At 68.5% G+C, this 17,694-nt stretch carries 16 protein-coding genes; 8 read left to right on the top strand and 8 right to left on the bottom strand.

Annotated elements, in window-relative coordinates; translation table 11 throughout:
* Positions 1 to 6: 6 nt before the first annotated feature.
* The 3 genes from WS57_RS05440 to WS57_RS05430 all read right to left on the bottom strand — a co-directional run bounded on the left by WS57_RS05440 (position 7) and on the right by WS57_RS05430 (position 4,073).
* Entirely contained in the window at positions 7 to 1,899 is a 1,893-nt protein-coding gene (locus tag WS57_RS05440) for a TRAP transporter large permease subunit (protein WP_081337581.1), read from the bottom strand.
* A gap of 3 nt (positions 1,900 to 1,902) precedes the next feature.
* Entirely contained in the window at positions 1,903 to 2,931 is a 1,029-nt protein-coding gene (locus WS57_RS05435) for a TRAP transporter substrate-binding protein (protein ID WP_009690542.1), read from the bottom strand.
* Positions 2,932 to 3,167: 236 nt separating this feature from the next.
* The gene (locus WS57_RS05430; protein ID WP_059517347.1) at positions 3,168 to 4,073 is read right to left on the bottom strand and encodes a LysR substrate-binding domain-containing protein; all 906 of its coding nucleotides are present in this window, start codon (positions 4,071 to 4,073) and stop codon (positions 3,168 to 3,170) included.
* Positions 4,074 to 4,186: 113 nt separating this feature from the next.
* On the opposite strand from WS57_RS05430, the gene WS57_RS05425 reads away from it, so the two are divergent.
* Together WS57_RS05425 and WS57_RS05420 are read left to right on the top strand one after the other, a co-directional pair.
* A complete protein-coding gene (locus tag WS57_RS05425; RefSeq protein ID WP_069244339.1) occupies positions 4,187 to 5,125 on the top strand; it encodes a 2-hydroxyacid dehydrogenase in 939 nt (312 codons plus the stop codon).
* A gap of 85 nt (positions 5,126 to 5,210) precedes the next feature.
* Positions 5,211 to 6,575, top strand: coding sequence for an MFS transporter (locus WS57_RS05420; RefSeq protein ID WP_069243844.1), 1,365 nt, complete (start codon positions 5,211 to 5,213; stop codon positions 6,573 to 6,575).
* A 49-nt stretch (positions 6,576 to 6,624) separates the two neighbouring features.
* Here the strand turns inward: WS57_RS05420 and WS57_RS05415 are convergent, their stop codons facing one another.
* Positions 6,625 to 7,596 (bottom strand): LysR family transcriptional regulator, encoded by a 972-nt coding sequence (locus tag WS57_RS05415; protein WP_069243843.1) that lies wholly within the window; start codon positions 7,594 to 7,596, stop codon positions 6,625 to 6,627.
* A 363-nt stretch (positions 7,597 to 7,959) separates the two neighbouring features.
* On the opposite strand from WS57_RS05415, the gene WS57_RS05410 reads away from it, so the two are divergent.
* From WS57_RS05410 to WS57_RS05400, 3 genes are all read left to right on the top strand, one after another.
* Positions 7,960 to 9,132: an HPP family protein gene (locus tag WS57_RS05410; RefSeq protein WP_069243842.1), complete on the top strand. Its 1,173-nt coding sequence runs from the start codon at positions 7,960 to 7,962 to the stop codon at positions 9,130 to 9,132.
* Between the two features lie 99 nt (positions 9,133 to 9,231).
* The gene (locus WS57_RS05405) at positions 9,232 to 9,645 is read left to right on the top strand and encodes a MarR family winged helix-turn-helix transcriptional regulator (RefSeq protein ID WP_040131625.1); all 414 of its coding nucleotides are present in this window, start codon (positions 9,232 to 9,234) and stop codon (positions 9,643 to 9,645) included.
* Between the two features lie 13 nt (positions 9,646 to 9,658).
* Complete coding sequence (locus WS57_RS05400; protein WP_059517353.1) at positions 9,659 to 11,446, top strand: chloride channel protein; 1,788 nt, start codon at positions 9,659 to 9,661, stop codon at positions 11,444 to 11,446.
* A gap of 181 nt (positions 11,447 to 11,627) precedes the next feature.
* Here WS57_RS05400 and WS57_RS36885 read toward each other — a convergent pair whose 3' ends face one another.
* Positions 11,628 to 11,843, bottom strand: a complete 216-nt coding sequence (locus WS57_RS36885) for a hypothetical protein (RefSeq protein WP_155774259.1) — start codon at positions 11,841 to 11,843, stop codon at positions 11,628 to 11,630.
* Between the two features lie 135 nt (positions 11,844 to 11,978).
* Here WS57_RS36885 and WS57_RS05395 point away from each other — a divergent pair, with 135 nt between their 5' ends.
* Positions 11,979 to 12,305, top strand: a complete 327-nt coding sequence (locus tag WS57_RS05395) for a hypothetical protein (RefSeq protein WP_009690553.1) — start codon at positions 11,979 to 11,981, stop codon at positions 12,303 to 12,305.
* A gap of 108 nt (positions 12,306 to 12,413) precedes the next feature.
* On the opposite strand, the gene WS57_RS05390 is transcribed toward WS57_RS05395, so the two are convergent.
* Positions 12,414 to 12,734, bottom strand: a complete 321-nt coding sequence (locus tag WS57_RS05390) for a pyrimidine/purine nucleoside phosphorylase (protein WP_009690554.1) — start codon at positions 12,732 to 12,734, stop codon at positions 12,414 to 12,416.
* A 100-nt stretch (positions 12,735 to 12,834) separates the two neighbouring features.
* Positions 12,835 to 13,737, bottom strand: coding sequence for a LysR substrate-binding domain-containing protein (locus tag WS57_RS05385; protein ID WP_009690555.1), 903 nt, complete (start codon positions 13,735 to 13,737; stop codon positions 12,835 to 12,837).
* Between the two features lie 181 nt (positions 13,738 to 13,918).
* On the opposite strand from WS57_RS05385, the gene WS57_RS05380 reads away from it, so the two are divergent.
* Positions 13,919 to 15,103 carry a M20 aminoacylase family protein gene (locus WS57_RS05380; RefSeq protein WP_059517355.1) on the top strand — a complete coding sequence of 395 codons (1,185 nt, stop codon included), beginning with the start codon at positions 13,919 to 13,921 and terminating at the stop codon, positions 15,101 to 15,103.
* Between the two features lie 39 nt (positions 15,104 to 15,142).
* Complete coding sequence (locus WS57_RS05375; RefSeq protein ID WP_059604207.1) at positions 15,143 to 16,468, top strand: MFS transporter; 1,326 nt, start codon at positions 15,143 to 15,145, stop codon at positions 16,466 to 16,468.
* A gap of 88 nt (positions 16,469 to 16,556) precedes the next feature.
* On the opposite strand, the gene WS57_RS05370 is transcribed toward WS57_RS05375, so the two are convergent.
* Positions 16,557 to 17,660 (bottom strand): porin, encoded by a 1,104-nt coding sequence (locus tag WS57_RS05370; RefSeq protein WP_009690559.1) that lies wholly within the window; start codon positions 17,658 to 17,660, stop codon positions 16,557 to 16,559.
* Positions 17,661 to 17,694: the final 34 nt, after the last annotated feature.

The following is a 17,694-nucleotide window of genomic DNA, read 5'->3' as shown; positions in this document are numbered from 1 at the left end:
TGACGGCTACAGGCCGAAACGCGCCGGCAGCCACAACGAAAACGCCGGCACGACGATCAGCGCGACGAGCGCGGCGATCAGCACCAGCAGATACTTGAGCATCGGTCGCGCGACGTTGCGCACTTCGGTGCCCGTGATCGCGCAGGTCGCGAACAGCCCGAGGCCGACCGGCGGCGCGAACAGCCCGAGCCCCATCGCAACGACGACGACCGTCCCGAAATGCAGCGGATCGATGCCGAGCTGCAGCGCGATCGGCGCGAGCAGCGGCCCGAAGATGATCAGCGCCGGCGCGCCTTCGAGCACCGCGCCGAACACGACCATCAGCAGCGCCGCGAGCAGCAGGAACGCAGTCGCGCCGTACTGGTGCGCGAACGCCGTCATTGTGCCCGACACGAGCGCCGGAATCTGTTCGATCGACAGCGCAAACGACACGCTCGACGCTGCCGCGACGATGAACAGGATCGCGCTCGCCATCGACGCGGCGCGCACGAACACGCGGCCGACGGTGCGCCACGTCAGTTCGCAGAACGCGAGCCAGCCGACGACGAGCGCGTAGACGACCGCGAACGCGGACACTTCCGTCGACGTCGCGATGCCCGACGTCACGCCCTTGCCGATCATCGCGACCATGATCAGCGCGACCAGCGCACCGCCCGCGAGCGGCAGCCACGCGCGCCGCTCGGCGAGCACCGCGGTGACGTCGATGCGCCGGCCGCCGATCACCGCGACGATCGCGAGCGACGCGGCGAGCACCGCGGCCGGCACGAGCCCGGCGACGAACAGCCCCGCGATCGAGATGTTCGCGACGAAACCCATGATGATCATGTTCACGCAAGGCGGAATCGTCTCGGCCATCACCGCGCTGCACGCGAGCAGCGCCGCCGTCTCGTTCGGGTCCTGGCGCGCGCGGCGCACCGCCGGCATCACGACGCCGCCGACTGCCGCGATGTCGGCGAGCTTCGATCCCGATACGCCGGAGAAGCAGGCGGTCGCGAGGATCACGATCAGTCCGAGCCCGCCGCGTACGCGACCGAAGATCCGCAGCAGCAGCTCGACGAGCCGCGCGGACATCCCGTTCGACTCCATCAGCAGCCCGGCCAGCACGAAGAACGGCACGGCGAGCAGCACGAAGTGATCGGCGCCGGCCATGATCTGCTGCGAATAGACAAGCAGCGGCAGCGTCGGATCGGCGAGGAAGTACAGCATCGCCGAGAATGCGAGCACGAAGCCGATCGGCACGCCGAGCACGAGACCGCCGACGAAACCGGCGACCAGCAGCGCGCCGGGCGCGATCGCGTGGTCGGGCAGCAGCGCATTCCAGCCGTACACGGCCGCCGTGAACGCCGCGCAGCACGCGAGCGTGCCGAGCACGCGGCGCAGCGGCGCATTCAGCGCGTTCGCGAGCGCGAACACGGCCATGAACAGCGCGCCGAGCATCATCGGATAGACGTTGATCCAGCCCGGCAGCCCGCCCGGTGTCAGCTGGTCGTACGAATCGGCGAGCAGTTCGCACGATGACACGAACAGGTTCAGCGACACGGCCGCGACGATCCAGTGCCCGATCTGCACGAGTGCCGGCTGCCAGCGCGCCGGCAGCCAGCCGCGGAACAGGTCGATGCCGACGTGCTGGCTGCGCCCGAGCACGGTCGCCGCGCCGAAGAACACCAGCACGATCATCAGCGCGCTTGCGACCTCTTCGGCCCAGTCGACCGGATCGTGCAGGAAGTAGCGGCACACGACCGACGCGAACACGACCAGCACGTCGACCGCGAGCACCGCCGCCGACGCGATTTCGAGCACACGCAGCGCGGCATCGAGCACGCGCGCGGTGCGGCGCGCGCCGCGAGCGCCGTCGCGCGCCTGCGCGTCCGCGGCGCTCGGCATGGAACGGATATTCATCGTTCAGCTCCGTGCGGCGGCGATCGCCGGGAACAGCGGCGCGGTGGCCGCGTATTGCTTCGCGAACGGCACGTACAGCCGGTCGTGCATCGTCTGCCGCAGCGCCGCGCGCTCGGCGGCCGCGATCGGATGAAACGTCATCCCGTGCTGACGCAGCGTCTGTTCGGCCTGCTCGGCCTTCTGCGCGGCAATCGCGCGCTGCTGCGCGGTCGCATCGGCGACCGCCCGGTCGAACGCGGGGCGCAGGTTCGCCGGAATCCGCGCGAGCGCGCGCCGCCCCATCACGACCGTCATCGCCGCGAACACGTGATGCGACTGCCAGCACGACTTCACGACTTCGTCGAACTTGCTCGCGAGCACCGTTGCCGGATCGTGCTCGAGCCCGTCGACGACGCCCGTCTGCACGGCCATGTACAGCTCGCCGAACGGAATCGGCGTCGGCACCGCGCCCATCGCCCTGAACGTGTCCATGAACGCGGGCGTCGGCAACACGCGCAGCTTCGCGCCCTGCAGCCCTTGCAGCGCAAGCACCGGCTTTTTCGTGAACACGCAGCGGCCGCCGAAATGCGAACCCCAGGTGAGCACCGTGCAGCCGGCGCGCTTTTGCAGCAGCGCGTTCAGGCTCGCGCCGACCGAGCCGTCGAGCACCTTCGCGACGTGCGTATAGCTGTCGAACAGATAGCCGAGATCGAGCATGCCGAGTTCCGGCGCGACCGTCGCCCAGATCGACGAGCCGGCGATCATCATGTCGATCGCGCCGATCTTCACCTGCTGCACGACGTCGCTCTCCTTGCCGAGCTGACTGTTCGGGAAGTAGTCGACCCGGATCGCATCGCCGACGCTCGCCTTCAGGTTCGCCGCGAGCCGCTCGTACCACACGTAATGCGCAGCGTTCTGGTCTGCCGGCATCGACGACGAGCAGCGCAGCGTCACGACCGGCTGCGCACGCACGGCCGACGAAAATCCGCCCGCGGCCGCGAGCGTGGCAACGGACGCTGTCTGCAGAAAGCGCCGCCGGGTCAAGGTGTTCATGGGCCGTCTCCTGTGCAAATGCGCCGTCTCGGCGCAACTGTATCGATTTAGTGTATCGATACAGTAATACGACGACCGATGATGCGGGTATCGGGGTTTGCCCTCGACGGTTCGTCAGTGGGTGCGGGGCCGGGCGCCATAAGGGCGCCGATTCCTTGCAGAAAGGCAGGCTGCGGGCGCGGCACGACGCGCGCCGCGAGGGCACGCCTCAGTCGTCAGACGACCGATGTGATCGACTACGTCGCCGTTTCCGCGCTTTCCGTCAGGAAGCGCTCGACCATCGCGTTGAATACCGGCAGCACCGGATTGTCGTTGTCGGTCCGCCACGCGAGATACAGCTCGGCCGCCACGTCGGCATCCGCGAGCGGCCGGAACACCACGCCGTCCACGTGCAGCTCGCGCGCCGAGGCCGGCACGAGCGCGGCGCCGAGCCCGGCGCGCACGAGGCCGAGGATCGTATGCGTCTGCCCGACGTAGTGCAGATAGTTCGGCAGCCGGCCCGCGCCCGCGAACATCCCCGAAATCATGTCGTGGAAGTACTTCCCCTCGTTCGGCGAATACGCGATGAACGGCTGCCGGTCGAGATCGGCGGGGCCGATCCGTTCATGCGCGGCGAGCGGCGCGCCTTCCGCAACCGCGACCAGCATCGGCTCGCGCTGCACGAGCCGGTATTCGAGCGGCTGCCGGCCGGCGCGCTGGCGCACGAAGCCCGCGTCGAGCATCCGCGATGCCAGCGCATCGACCTGCACGGTCGACACCATCTCGCGCAGTTCGACGTCGATGTCGGGCAGCGCGTGCGCCGCATGGGCGAGCAGCATCGGGATCATCCGGTACGCGCTGACGGCCGTGAAGCCGAGTGTGATGCGCCCGGCTCCGCCGTGCGCGACGCGCTGCGCGGCCTGCTCGGCCCGCGCCGAGAATTCGAGGATGTGGCGCGCATCGCGCAGGAAGCGCTCGCCGGCCGCCGTCAACCTGACCTGCCGGCTGCTGCGTTCGAGCAGCGCGATGCCGAGCGCGTGCTCGAGCAGCTGGATCTGCCGGCTCAGCGGCGGCTGCGTCATGAAAAGCCGCTTCGCCGCGCGGCCGAAGTGCAGTTCCTCGGCGACCGCGACGAAGCAGCGGAGCTGGTGCAGTTCGATCATTCAAATCTTGAATCAATCAATAGGCTCTTGATGTTAGACGAACATCAATGCGATTCCTATACTCGGTTGCACCCGATGCGCGGCCCGCTCCGCGCACGCCGACCGAGACCTTGATGACCATCGATATCCTGCTCACCCAGCCGCTGCCCGACACCATCGACGCCGAACTGTCCGCCCGCTACGCGGTGCACCGACCGTATGCGACCGACCAGCCTGACGCCTTGCTCGCGCGCGTCGCACCGCGGATCCGCGGCGTCGTGACCGGCGGCGCGAACGGGCTTGCCGCCGCGCTGATGGACCGGCTGCCCGCCCTCGAAATCGTCGCGATCAACGGCATCGGCACCGACGCCGTCGACCTCGAACGGGCCCGCGCACGCGGCATCCACGTCACGACGACGCCCGACGTGCTGACCGACGACGTGGCCGACATGGCGATGGGGCTGATCCTGATGACCTTGCGCGACCTCGGTCTCGGCGAACGCATCGTGCGCGCCGGCCGCTGGGGCAAGTTCGCGCAGCCGCTCGCGACGCAGGTGACGGGCAAGCGGCTCGGCATCGTCGGCCTCGGCCGCGTCGGACGCGCGATCGCGCAGCGCGCGCAGGCGTTCCGGATGCCGGTCAGCTACTGCGGCCCGCGCGAGCAGCACGACAGCGGCTACCGGTTCGTGCCCGACCTGATCGCGCTCGCACGCGACAGCGACGTGCTGGTCGTCGCCGCGTCGGCCGATCACGGCAAGGTGCTGATCACGGCCGAGGTCCTCGCCGCGCTCGGCCGCACCGGCTTCCTGATCAATGTCGCGCGCGGCAAGCTCGTCGACGAAGCCGCGCTGGTGCGCGCGCTGGCGGACGGCACGATCGCCGGCGCAGGCCTCGACGTGTTCGCGAACGAACCGCAGGTGCCGCCCGCGCTGCTCGAACTCGACCGCGTCGTCGTGCAGCCGCACCGCGCGAGCGCCACGCGCGAAACGCGCGAGGAAATGGGCCGCATCGTGCTCGCCAATCTCGCCGCGTGCTTCGCGGGCCAGCGCCCGCCGACCAGCGTCACGACCTGAACGCGTCGCGCCGCGCGACCGCGCGCGCTCGCCTCGCCACGACACACACAACATGCCTCCGCGCGACGGAGGCCAGGAGACACGCATGCCCAATCGATCCTCCGGCGCCGCCGTCGCCGCGCCCGCTGCCGCCTCGCGCACGGTCGGCCGCGTCCGTTACGCGGTCCTCGCCCTGATCTTCGCCGTCACCGTCGTCAACTATGCGGACCGCGCGACGATGTCGATCGCCGGCACCGGCGTCGCGCACGACCTCGGGCTCACGCCCGTGCAGCTCGGCATCGTTTTTTCGGCGTTCGCATGGGCCTATGCGATCGGGCAGATCCCGGGCGGCTGGCTGCTCGATCGTTACGGCGCGCGGCGCGTCTACGGCCTGAGCCTGCTGCTGTGGTCGGTGTTCACGATGCTGCAGGGCACGGTCGGATGGCTCGGCGTGCAGGCCGGCGCCGCCACGCTCGCGCTGTTCGCGATGCGCTTCATGCTGGGCCTCGTCGAATCGCCGGCCTTCCCGGCCAACTCGCGAATCGTCGCGTGCTGGTTTCCGACCGCCGAACGCGGCACCGCGTCGGCGCTGTTCAATTCCGCGCAATACATGGCCGTCGTGCTGTTCACGCCGGCGATGGCGTGGCTCACGCGTGCGCTGGGCTGGACGCACGTGTTCCTGTGGATGGGGATGCTCGGCATCGCGCTCGCCGCGCTATGGTTCGCGTGGTATCGCGAACCGCACGGCCACCCGCGCGTGAGCGACGCCGAGCGCGACTATCTGCGCGCGCACGGCGCACTGGTCGATCTCGAGGCGAACCGCGTGCGGCACCGGCCGCGCGTCACGTGGCGCGCCGCGTCGCAGCTGTTCCGCCACCGCAGCCTGTGGGCGATCTACATCGGCCAGTACTGCATCACGGCGCTCACCTACTTCTTCATCACCTGGTTCCCGATCTACCTGATCAAGGGACGCGGCATGACGATCATGGAAGCCGGCTGGGTCGCCGCGCTGCCGGCGATCTGCGGGTTCACGGGCGGCGTGCTCGGCGGCGTGCTGTCGGACTGGCTGATCCGGCGCGGCATGCATCCGTCGCGCGCACGCAAGACGCCGTTCGTCGCGGGGATGGCGATGGCGACGCTGCTGGTGCTCGCGAACGGCGCATCGTCGAACACGCTCGTGATCCTGCTGATGACGATCGCGTTCTTCGGCAAGGGACTGGCGGCGGTCGGCTGGGCGGTGCTCGCCGACACCGCGCCGGAAGGCATGGTCGGCCTGAGCGGCGGCGTGTTCAACGGCCTCGGCAATATCGCGGGCATCGTCACGCCGCTCGTGATCGGCTACTTCGTCGCGCACACCGGCTCGTTTGCCGGCGCGCTGTGGTTCGTCGCCGCGCACGGGCTGATCGGCATCGCCGCGTATGCGTGGCTTGCGGGCCGCTTCGAGCGGATCCGCGTCGCAGCGGGCACGTGATCGCCGCCGCGCACGGGCGCGCGTTCGGGCGACCTGCCCGCGCGCCGCGTCACGCGCGCTTGAGGCCGCCGCCCTGCGCCTGCTCGATCGTCAGCCGGTCGAGTTCGCTCAGGTCGCTCTGCAGCGCAGGCGTCAGCGTCGTGCGCAAATGATCGAGGAAGGTCCGGATCTTCGCGTCGAGATAGCGGCGCGTCGCGTACACCGCGTACACGCTGACCGTCTGCAGTCGATATTCCGGCAGCACGCGGATCAGCCGGCCTTCGCGGAGATCGTCGAGCACCGTATACAGCGCGATGCACGCGATCCCGCGCCCGGCCCGCACCGCGACGCACAGTGCGTCCGGCACGTTCACCTGGAACGGCGCGGGCTGCAGCTCGTAGACGGTTTCCTCGCCGTCGCTGCGCTCGAGCCGCCATTCGCTGGCCGGCGACGCCGGCGTGTCGAGGCGCAGGCACACGTGGTTCGGCAGGTCGTCGGGCGTCTGCGGCGTGCCGTGCCGCGCGAGGTATTCGCGCGACGCGACGAGCACGCTGCAGCTCGTGCCGCAAGTCTGCGCGACGTAGCCCGAATCGGGCAACTGCGAGGCCGTCACGATCGACACGTCGTAGCCTTCCTCGACGAGGTTCGGCATCCGCTGCGCGAGCGTCAGCTCGACCGACACGTCGGGGTTGTCCTCCTGGTAGCGGACGATCGACGACACCACGTGACTCTTGCCGAGCCCCGTCATCGCATGGATGCGCATCTTGCCGCTCGGCCGCAGCAGCGCGTTGCGCGCCTCGGCGTTCGCGTAGTCGATTTCCGCGAGGATCGATTTCGCGCGCTCGAAATAGCGCTCGCCGCTTTCGGTCAGGCCGAGGTGGCGCGTCGTGCGATGCAGCAGACGCGTCTGTACGTGGGCTTCGAGGTTCGACACCGCACGCGACACCTGCGCGGTGGTCGCATCGATTTCCTTGGCGACCGCGGTAAAACTGCCGGCTTCGACAACGCGCACGAACAGGCGCATGTTTTCGAGCATGTCCATTGGATTGGTTTCGGGAGAGTCAGTAGGGAGGCATGGACGGCGCTCGCGTCAGACGGGAAACGAAACGAGGCCGCGAACCACGCAGAATCGATCACCGTGCCGGGGAGAAGGCGGGAGAGCGGGCATCGCGTGCGTGGTTCTGACATATCGGGGGTTCGGTGGCCGGAATTGTACGCCGCTGCAGACAAACGTGCGCGATCGACCGGCCTGCGATCTTTCATCCAATGAAAGCATTGCGAAAGATTCGCGCGTGGCGTGCAGACAACGGCGTGATGCGGTGCGGCAATTTGTATCACAACACGATATAATTGCGCTCCGGTCACGGCGCGCTTCCCGCGCCGTCATTTTTATCCGTTCCCGTCCATGTCGTCAGGCTCCTCTTCGTCGCGCCGCACGTTGCGCCAATGGCTGCATAGTTTCATTCCCCATCCGATGACGCTCGGCTGGCGCGAACGCCTGCGCTCGTGCGCCGGTGCGCTGGTCGGCATCGCGACGGTCGGCGTCACGATGCGCGTGCTGCCCGGCGTGCCGGGCCTCGTGCCGCTGCTCGTCGCGCCGATGGGCGCGTCCGCGGTGCTGCTGTTCGCCGTGCCCGCGAGTCCGCTCGCGCAGCCGTGGTCGATCATCGGCGGCAACCTGGTGGCGGCGACGGTCGGCGTCGCGTGCGCGCAGTGGATCGCCGATCCGGTCACCGCCGCCGCCGTCGCGATCGCATGTGCGATCGGCGGAATGTTCGCGCTGCGCTGCGTGCACCCGCCGTCGGGCGCCGTCGCGCTCACGGCCGTGGTTGGCGGCCCGGCGATCCATGCGCTCGGCTTCGGCTTCGTGCTCGAACCGATCGCGCTGCAGTCGGCGATCCTGCTGTCGGCCGCGCTGGTCTACCACGCGCTGACCGGGCACCGCTATCCGCACGGCAGCGCACGCGCCGACGCGAAACCGCAGGGCGCCGCGGCGCCCGCACGCGGCGGCTTCACGCGCGAGGACCTCGACGCCGTGCTCAAGCGTCGCAGCGAATGGCTCGACGTCGATCCGGACGACCTCGAAGCGCTGCTGCGCGAAACCGAAATGCAGGCGTACGCGCGCACGTTCGGCCAGCTCACCTGTGCCGACCTGATGACGAAGAACGCGGTCAGCGTCGCGCCGTCGACGTCGGTCACGGCGGCGCTCACGCTGCTCGATCGCCATCGCGTGAAGGCGCTGCCCGTCGTCGACGGCGACGGCCGCCTGACCGGCATCGTCACCCGCGCCGACCTGACGCGCCAGCTGCGCCGCCCGACTCCGCTGTGGCAGCGCCTGTCCGCGCGCTTGCCCGAAGCCTTCGGCGGGCAGCCCGCGAGCGTCGCCACCGTGATGACGCGCGAGGTCGCGTCGGTGCCGCAGACCATGCCGCTCACGGCGCTCGTGCCGCTGTTCACGCATTCGGGCCACCACCATATTCCGGTCGTCGACGCGTCGCGCCGCCTCGTCGGCGTCATCACGCAGACGGATCTCGTCACGGGCCTCCATCGACAGACGCAGATGCTCGCAGCCGCGTAACGACAACGACGAACACCACCCGTTTTCCGCCGAATTCGGCCATTTATATCATATTGTGATATATTTGCCCGTTATCGAAACTGTCCGGACGCCCCTGCGATGACCGATACCCGACGCGCGCTGACCAAGAGCGATTTCCAGCAACTGTCCGAATTCCGCTACCAGATGCGCCGCTTCGAGCGCTTCTCCGAACGCGCCGCGCAAAGCGAAGGCGTGACGCCGCTGCAATACCTGTTGCTGCTGCATATCAAAGGCTATCCGCATCGCGAATGGGCGACCATCGGCGAGCTGGCGGAACGCCTGCAGGCGCAGCATCACGGTGTGGTCGCGCTGGTCACGCGCTGCGAAGCGCTCGGGCTCGTGAAGCGCAAGACGAGCGAAGCGGATCGCCGGCAGGTCGAGGTACACCTCGAGGAAGCCGGCGAGACGCTGCTTGCACGCCTCGCGGCGATGCACCGCACCGAACTGAAATCGCTGAAGGGCGCGTTTCAGGTTCCCCAGATCGACCATTGACCTCCCGACTCCGATGAACGCCCCGCACAAACGAGATTTCTCGACCAACGAGCGCCTGCCCAGGATCGCGCTGCTTGCCGCCGTGATCGGCGTGCTCAGCACGCTCGCGGCCTTCGTGCTGCTGAGCCTGATCCACCTGTTTACGAACCTGTTCTTCTTCCAGCAGTTCTCGTTCGCGGACCGCTCGCCCGCAGGCAACGCGCTCGGTGCGTGGGTAATCGCGGTGCCGGTGATCGGCGCACTGATCGTCGGCATGATGGCGCGCTTCGGCTCGGAAAAGATCCGCGGCCATGGCATTCCGGAGGCGATCGAGGCGATCCTGTTCGGCAAGAGCCGCATGTCGCCGAAGGTCGCGGTGCTCAAGCCGCTGTCGTCCGGCATCGTGATCGGCAGCGGCGGCCCGTTCGGCGCCGAAGGCCCGATTATCATGACGGGCGGTGCGCTCGGCTCGCTGCTCGCGCAATGCGTGCACGTGACGGCCGCCGAGCGCAAGACGCTGCTGGTCGCGGGTGCAGCCGCCGGCATGACCGCCGTGTTCGGCACGCCGGTCGCCGCCGTGCTGCTGGCCGTCGAGCTGCTGTTGTTCGAATGGCGGCCGCGCAGCTTCCTGCCGGTCGCGCTCGCCTGCGCGGTGGCGGGCTTTGCGCGCGCCGTGTTCTTCGGCGTCGACCCGCTGTTTCCGCTGACGACCGCCGCGCCGTCGCCGGTCGCGCTCGGCTCGTGCATCGTCGCGGGGCTGCTGTCGGGGATGCTTGCGTGCGGGCTGTCGGCGGCGCTGTATCGCGTCGAGGACACGTTCGCGAAGCTGCCGGTGCACTGGATGTGGTGGCCCGCGCTCGGCGCGATCGTGATCGGTGTCGGCGGCTGGCTCGAACCGCGTGCGCTCGGCGTCGGCTACGACGTGATCGGCGACCTGCTGCACCAGCACATCGCGCTGAAGATCGCGCTCGCGCTGTTGATCGTGAAGGCCGTGATGTGGGTGATCGCGCTCGGCTCCGGCACGTCGGGCGGCGTGCTCGCGCCGCTGCTGATGCTGGGCGCGGGCCTCGGCACCGTGCTGTCGCCGGTGCTGCCGGGCGGCGATCCGGCGCTGTGGCCGCTGGTATGCATGGCCGCGACGCTCGGCGCGACGCTCGGTGCGCCGCTGACCGCGATCGTGTTCGCGTTCGGCCTCACGCACGACGCCAACGCACTGCTGCCGCTACTCGCGGCGACGCTGGTCGCGCACGGCTTCGCGACCGTCGTGATGAAGCGCTCGATCATGACCGAAAAGATTGCGCGCCGCGGCTATCACATCTATCGCGAGTACGGCGTCGATCCGCTCGAGCGGCACGACGTCGGCGAAGTGATGACGCCGGCCGACGCGCTCGTCGCGATCGACGGAGCGACCCCGCTGGCCGCGGTCGAAGCGCAGTACTTCGGCGCGCAGCAGACGCATCGCGCCTACCCGGTCGTGCAGAACGGCCGCCTGCTCGGCCTCGTCGACCGCGCGCTCGTCGATGCGCAGCGCGCGCAGGCCGCCGCCGATACGCCGATCGCGGCCGCCTTTGCCGATCGGCCGCCCGCGATCGCGCTCGCGCACGAAACCTGCCGCCTCGTCGCATCGCGACTCGCGATGCTCGGGCTCGAACGGCTGCCGGTGGTCGACGATCCGCAATCGCTGCGCATCACGGGCCTCGTGTCGCGCAGCGACCTGATCAAGCCCGCGCTCCAGCACTTCGACGACGAGCACAAGCGCGAGCGCTTCCGCCCGGTCGTACCGGCGAATCTGCGCGACGCCGGCGCGCGCAAGGCCGGCTGACACATCAGCGCGCGCGGCGATCGCGTCGCGCGCACTTCCCCTCTCCCGCACGGATTGCTTCCCGTCACGATGCGGCGCGCCCGTCGCGCGCCGCATTGTCATCTGCCCGCGTTTAAAGTTGCTTGACAATTGAACTGACGAAAGTTTGTCATCATGGTGTCCATGCGACGGGGCCACCCATTCAGCCATTCCAGCTTCGCAAGCCGATAAACCGATAAGCCGATAACGGCAGCCGACAACAACGCGTCGCGACGCGCCATGCCGATGCATGCCGGACGTCGCGACCCTCCTCGACCACACGACCGGGCAGCGAGCCGACCGCAGCACGCATGACGTCGTCGCGCGGGCACGCATCGTGCGCGACATGCATGCCGCGTTGCAGCACTTCGGACTGCAACGAGGTTCGCCGTTTGGCAAGCGCGTTAACAACTTGTTTCGGAATCGTCGGAACCGCGTCTGTCGAACGCAATCTCACTTGCACGCAGTACTACTGCGCTTCCCACTCAATCAATCACGACTCGAGGGAGATAACGTGAAATACTTACCGCTGATCGCATTGACCGTGGCAATTTCTGCTCATGCAGCCGACCCTGCCGTGCAGAACGTGGGACAAAGCCAGAAGCCCGCACAGGACGTATCGGCCTGCATCGCCAAGACCTGGGCCGACAAGTCCCAGCAACAGGTGATCTCGCAGAACGTACTCGCGAACGGCCTCGCGACCGACGTCTACGCGCCGGGCCAGCAGCCGCCGAACGGTGCCGCCGCGATGGTTCGTCCGTCGTGGAACGCCAGCGCAAAGACGTGGGTCGGCCTGCGCGGCGACGCGGCCTCGGCAGGCGACATCAACGCCTGCCTGTAACGCGCGTAACGGATGGCCGTGCGCCATCCGCTTGCGACAAGCCCCGCCTCGGCGGGGCTTCTTTTTTACTACGGGCGGACGGCACCGGCCGCCCGCGTGCGGGCGCACTTACAGATAGCTGCAGACGTAGTCGAGCGTTTCGAGCACTTCGATGTCGAAGCGGCTCTTGCCCGGCACCGAGAACGATTCGCCGGCGCCGTAGGTCTGCCACTCGTCGCTGCCGTCGAGCTTCACGCGGCACTTGCCGGCCTGCACTTCCATCAATTCGGGCGCATCGGTGCCGAAGTTGAGCGCACACGGCAGGATCACGCCGAGCGTCTTGCGCGTACCGTCCGGGAAGATCACCGCATGCGACACGCACTTGCCGTCGAAATAGACATTGGCGCGCTTGACGACCGACACGTTGTCGAATTGGGTTGCACTGGTCATGTAATGCCTCTGGTTGCTGGATACGGATGCCGGAGTGGCGAGTTTGTCGAAGGCCGGCCGGTACGGCGGGCCGGCCGCTATGATACCGGCTCGCGCGCGGCTACCGCAGTCCCTTGCGCCGCGCCGAATCGCGCAGGCAGTCGAGCAGCATCGCCGCGGCCGGCGTCAGCGGACTGTCGCGACGCGTGACGGCCTGCACCGACACGGCCGGCAGCCGTTCGCGGATCGGCAGCACGGCGAGCTGTTCGCGCGCCCACTCGCCCTGCAACAGCTGCTCGGGCATCGACGCGATCAGGTCGCATCCCGTCATCAGGCTGTGCGCGAGCCCGAAGCTCGGGCATTCGACCACGCGCGTCGGCATCGGCAGCCCGTACGCGACGAACGAATTGAACAGCACCTGCGTCGAGCTTTCCGGCGACGGGTTCATCAACCAGTCGGCGTCGACGAGATCCGCGAGCGACGTGGCCGACGCGAGCGGATGCCCCTTGCGCGCGACGATCAGCGAGCGGCTCGCGTAGAGCTCCGCGTGATCGAATTCGGCCGCCAGCAGTTCCGGCACGACGACGGCCACCGCGAAATCGAGCGAGCCGTCGTGCAGCCGCGGCAGCGCGACGCCCGGAAACCCTTCGATGAGATTCACGCGCGCGACCGGAAAGCGCCGCCGGAACGCACGGAACGCGTCCGGCAGGATCGTCACCGCGGCGGCCGGCGTGATCGCCGCCGCCACCGAGCCCGTCATCGCGCCCTGCGCCTGCTCGATGTCGTCGCGCGCGCGCTGCATCTCGGTGACGATCAACCGCGCACGCACCTGCAACTGCTGACCGAACGCGGTCAGCTGCACGCCGCGCGCGGTGCGCACGACGAGTGACACGCCAAGCGCGATCTCCAGCTCCTTGACCGCCTTGGTCAGCGCCGCCGGCGACACGTTCAGGCGGCGCGCGGCCGCGCGAATGCTGCCCTCTTCCGCGACGGTGACGAAGGCTTTCAGCTGATGGTATTTCATGGCGGCAATGCGCGATTCGTGGAAACCCGGAGCTCGATCACGCGGGCTGCCTCAGGGTATTCCCGAGCGGCAACCGGCGGTGTGCACCAAAGCAATTTATCAGCTTATGGTGCGCAAAAGAAATTTATATGCTTGCTCGTCATATGCGCGTCAAACGCCCTTCGGCCCCACTGGAGACACCATGCCCCACGCCGTGAACCCCGTCATCCCCGGCATCGCCGCGATCGCCCCCGAACTGATCGAGGTGCGCCGCCGCATCCACGCCCACCCCGAACTCGCGTTCGAGGAAACGCTGACGAGCGATCTCGTCGCCGAGCTGCTCGGCGGCTGGGGCTATGAAGTGCATCGCGGGATCGGCAGGACGGGCGTCGTCGGTGTGCTGCGCGAAGGGCAAGGCACGCGCACGGTCGGGCTGCGCGCCGACATGGACGCGCTGCCGCTCGCGGAAGCCACCGGCCTGCCGTATGCGAGCCGCCAAGCGAACAAGATGCATGCGTGCGGGCATGACGGCCATACGGCGATGCTGCTCTGCGCGGCGCGCCATCTCGCGGCGACGCGGCGGTTTTCCGGCACGCTGAACCTGATCTTCCAGCCGGCCGAGGAGAATTTCGGCGGCGCGAAGGCGATGATGGACGACGGCCTGTTCGACCGCTTCCCGTGCGACGCGATCTTCGCGATCCACAACATGCCGGGCCGCGCAGCGGGCGACATGGCGTTCCGCACCGGCGCCGCGATGGCGTCGGCCGACCGCGTGACGATCACGTTGCGCGGCGTCGGCGGCCACGGCGCGATGCCGCACTTCGCGCGCGATCCGATGTCGGCCGCCGGCAGCATCATGGTCGCGCTGCAGACGATCGTCGCGCGCGAGGTCGATGCGCAGCATGCGGCGGTGATCACGGTCGGCAGCGTGCAGGCCGGCGAAACCTTCAACATCATTCCCGAAACCGTCGTGATGAAGCTGTCGGTGCGCGCGCTGAACGCCGACGTGCGCGCGCTGCTCGCCCGCCGCATCGAGGCGCTCGCGAAAGGCCAGGCCGAAAGCTTCGGCGTCACTGCCGAAGTCGACTACGACTACGGCTATCCGGTGCTCGTCAATCACGCGGAGCCGACCGCGTTCGCGGCCGACATCGCGCGCGGGATGCTCGGCGCCGAGCGCGTCGAAACCGACGCGCCGCCGCTGATGGGCAGCGAGGATTTCGCGTTCATGCTCGAGGCGCGCCCCGGCTGCTATGCCTTCATCGGCAACGGCATCGGCAGCAAGGGCGGCTGCATGGTGCACAACCCCGGCTACGACTTCAACGACGACATCCTCGCGATCGGCGCGAGCTACTGGGTCCGCGTCGCCGAAGGCTGGCTCGCGGCCTGACGGCCCTTCATCACGCCGCTGCGCTTACCGGGGAAATCCATGGAAACGTCCACCCTTTCGTTCGACGACACGCCGGCCGATGCACGCACCGCCGCGAAAAAGCGCCGCCTGATCGCGGCCGCCGCGGTCGGCAACGCGCTCGAGTTCTACGACTTCACGGTCTACAGCTTCTTTGCGATCCTGATCGGCAAGCTGTTCTTTCCCGTGCACTCGTCGTTCGGGCAACTGATGCTCGCGGTCGCGAGCTTCGGCGTCGGCTTCGTCACGCGCCCGCTCGGCGGCCTCGTGATCGGCATGTATGCGGATCGCGTCGGCCGCAAGAAGGCGATGATCCTGACGCTGCTGCTGATGGCGCTCGGCACCGCGACGATCGCGATCGCGCCGACCTACGCGCAGGTCGGCATCGCCGCACCGCTGCTGCTCGTGCTCGCGCGCCTGCTGCAAGGGTTCGCGTCGGGCGGCGAAGTCGGCGCGTCGACGACGCTGCTGCTCGAACAGGCGCCGCAGCATCGCCGCGGCTTCTATGCGTCGTTCCAGTTCTCGAGCCAGGGCCTCGCCGCGCTCGCGGGCGCGCTGACCGGCGTCGCGCTCACCTCGACGCTGAGCGCCGCGCAGCTCGAAAGCTGGGGCTGGCGCGTGCCGTTCATCATCGGCACGCTGTTCGTGCCGCTCGGCTACTGGCTGCGCCGCACCGTCGAGGAAGTGCCGGGCGACGCGCACGCGCACACTCACGCGCAGGCGGAAAAGGTCGCGTCGCTGCCGCTCGCCGACGTGCTGCGCCACCACGGCAAGGCCGTGTTCGCAGGGCTCGGCGTGACGATCGGCGGCACGTCGATCCACTACATCATCGTGTTCTACATGGCGATCTACGGCGTGCAGGTGCTGCACCTGCCGACCTGGCTGTCGATGACGGCCGGCTGCGTCGCCGGCGCGATCCTGATGCTCGCGACGCCGATCGGCGGCTACCTGTCCGATGTCTACGGGCGCAACCGGATCGTCTGGTGGACGCGCATCGCGCTGATGGTCGCGATCTACCCCGCGTTCGTCGCACTGAACCGCTGGCCGGGCGCCGCGTCGCTGCTGTCGATCATCGCGGCGCTGTCGGTCGTGCATGCGATCAACATCGGCGCGACCGGCGCGATGCTCGGCGAACTGTTCCCGCGCGCCGTGCGCGCGACGGGCGGCGCGCTCGTGTACAGCATCGGCGTCGCGATCTTCGGCGGCTTCGCGCAGTTCTTCGTCACGTGGCTGATCGCGGCGACCGGCAATCCGAATGCGCCGGCATGGTATGCGATCGGCTGCGGCGTGCTGACGCTGCTCGCGATCCGCAGCATGGACGAGAAAGCCGGGAAGTCGCTCGACTGAGCGGCGCCGGGCGCGGCCGCGCGCCGCACCAACGAAAAAGGCACGGGTTCGATCGCCCGTGCCTTTTTCATGTCCGGCGCCGCACCGCTCAGAACGTGTGCATCATCCCGACATATGCGCCCGTCTGCGACTCGCCCGTCATCGGGCTCGTGTTCGACGTCGCGTCGCGCGGCGTCGCGAGCAGCGAGAAGTTCGAGTTGCCGCCGTTGCGCACGTACGCGACGGTGCCGTACAGGAAGGTGCGCTTCGACAGGTTGTAGGTGGTGCCGAGCACGTACATGATCGCGTGGCCCGACGGATCGTGCGACGCATCGCCGCCGCCGTCGCCGACCTTCACGTAATAGCCGCCGCCCGTCACGGCCCATTGCGGCGTCGCAGTGTAGGTCGCGCCGAGCCAGTAGTGATCGGCGCGATCGGCGACGCCGGCCGGGCTGTCGGGCGCCTGGTAGTGCGTATAGGCGCCCTGGATCTTGAACTTCGACACCTTCACGTTCGCGCCGACGAAGTATTCGCGCGACGCGGTGAAGATGTTGCTGAGCTTGCCGTTGTTGTCGCGCAGTTCGTCGTAGATGCCGCGCACGTCGAGCATCGGCGAATGGTACGAGATCATGATCCCGTCGGAGCGGCCGAAATCGTCGGCCGCACCGTAGTTGAAGCCGCGCGACTGATTGCCGAACGCGTATTGCGCCTGCACGTCGAAGCCGCCGAACACCGGGCTGTGATATTCGATGTTGTTGCTGGTCTGCTGCCAGTTGCGGCCGCGCACCAGCGATGCCGACGAAAACGCCTGCTGGACGAACGGATCGAATTCCCACACGCCGTCGCTGTCGATGAACAGGTTGCGGCCGGCCTGCAGCTGGCCCCACGTGTCGCTTTTCAGCCCGACATACGCGCGCCGCGACCACATGCGCCCGCCGCCCGTCTGGCCGTTCATCACCTGGAATGCGGTTTCGAGGTTGAAGACCGTCGACAGCCCGCCGCCCAGATCCTCGATGCCCTTCAGCCCGAACATGCTGGTGCCCCAGTCGCCGCTTTCGGCGCTCCAGCGCGTCGCGCTGCCGTTCGGCGTCGCGATGTGGTTCAGGTATTCGACGCCGCCGTCGACGCGGCCGTACAGCGTCACGCTCGTCTGTGCGACCGCAGCCGCCGGCGCGGCGGCCGCGATCAGCCATGCGAAATGTTTGAGTCGCAAAATGATGCCCCCTCGGAGTCTCGACCCTTCGGCG

The sequence above is a fragment of the Burkholderia pseudomultivorans genome (assembly GCF_001718415.1).
GTDB lineage: Bacteria > Pseudomonadota > Gammaproteobacteria > Burkholderiales > Burkholderiaceae > Burkholderia > Burkholderia pseudomultivorans_A.
The sequence above is the reverse complement of the archived record's forward strand: the minus strand, read 5'-3'. Positions and strand labels throughout refer to the sequence as shown.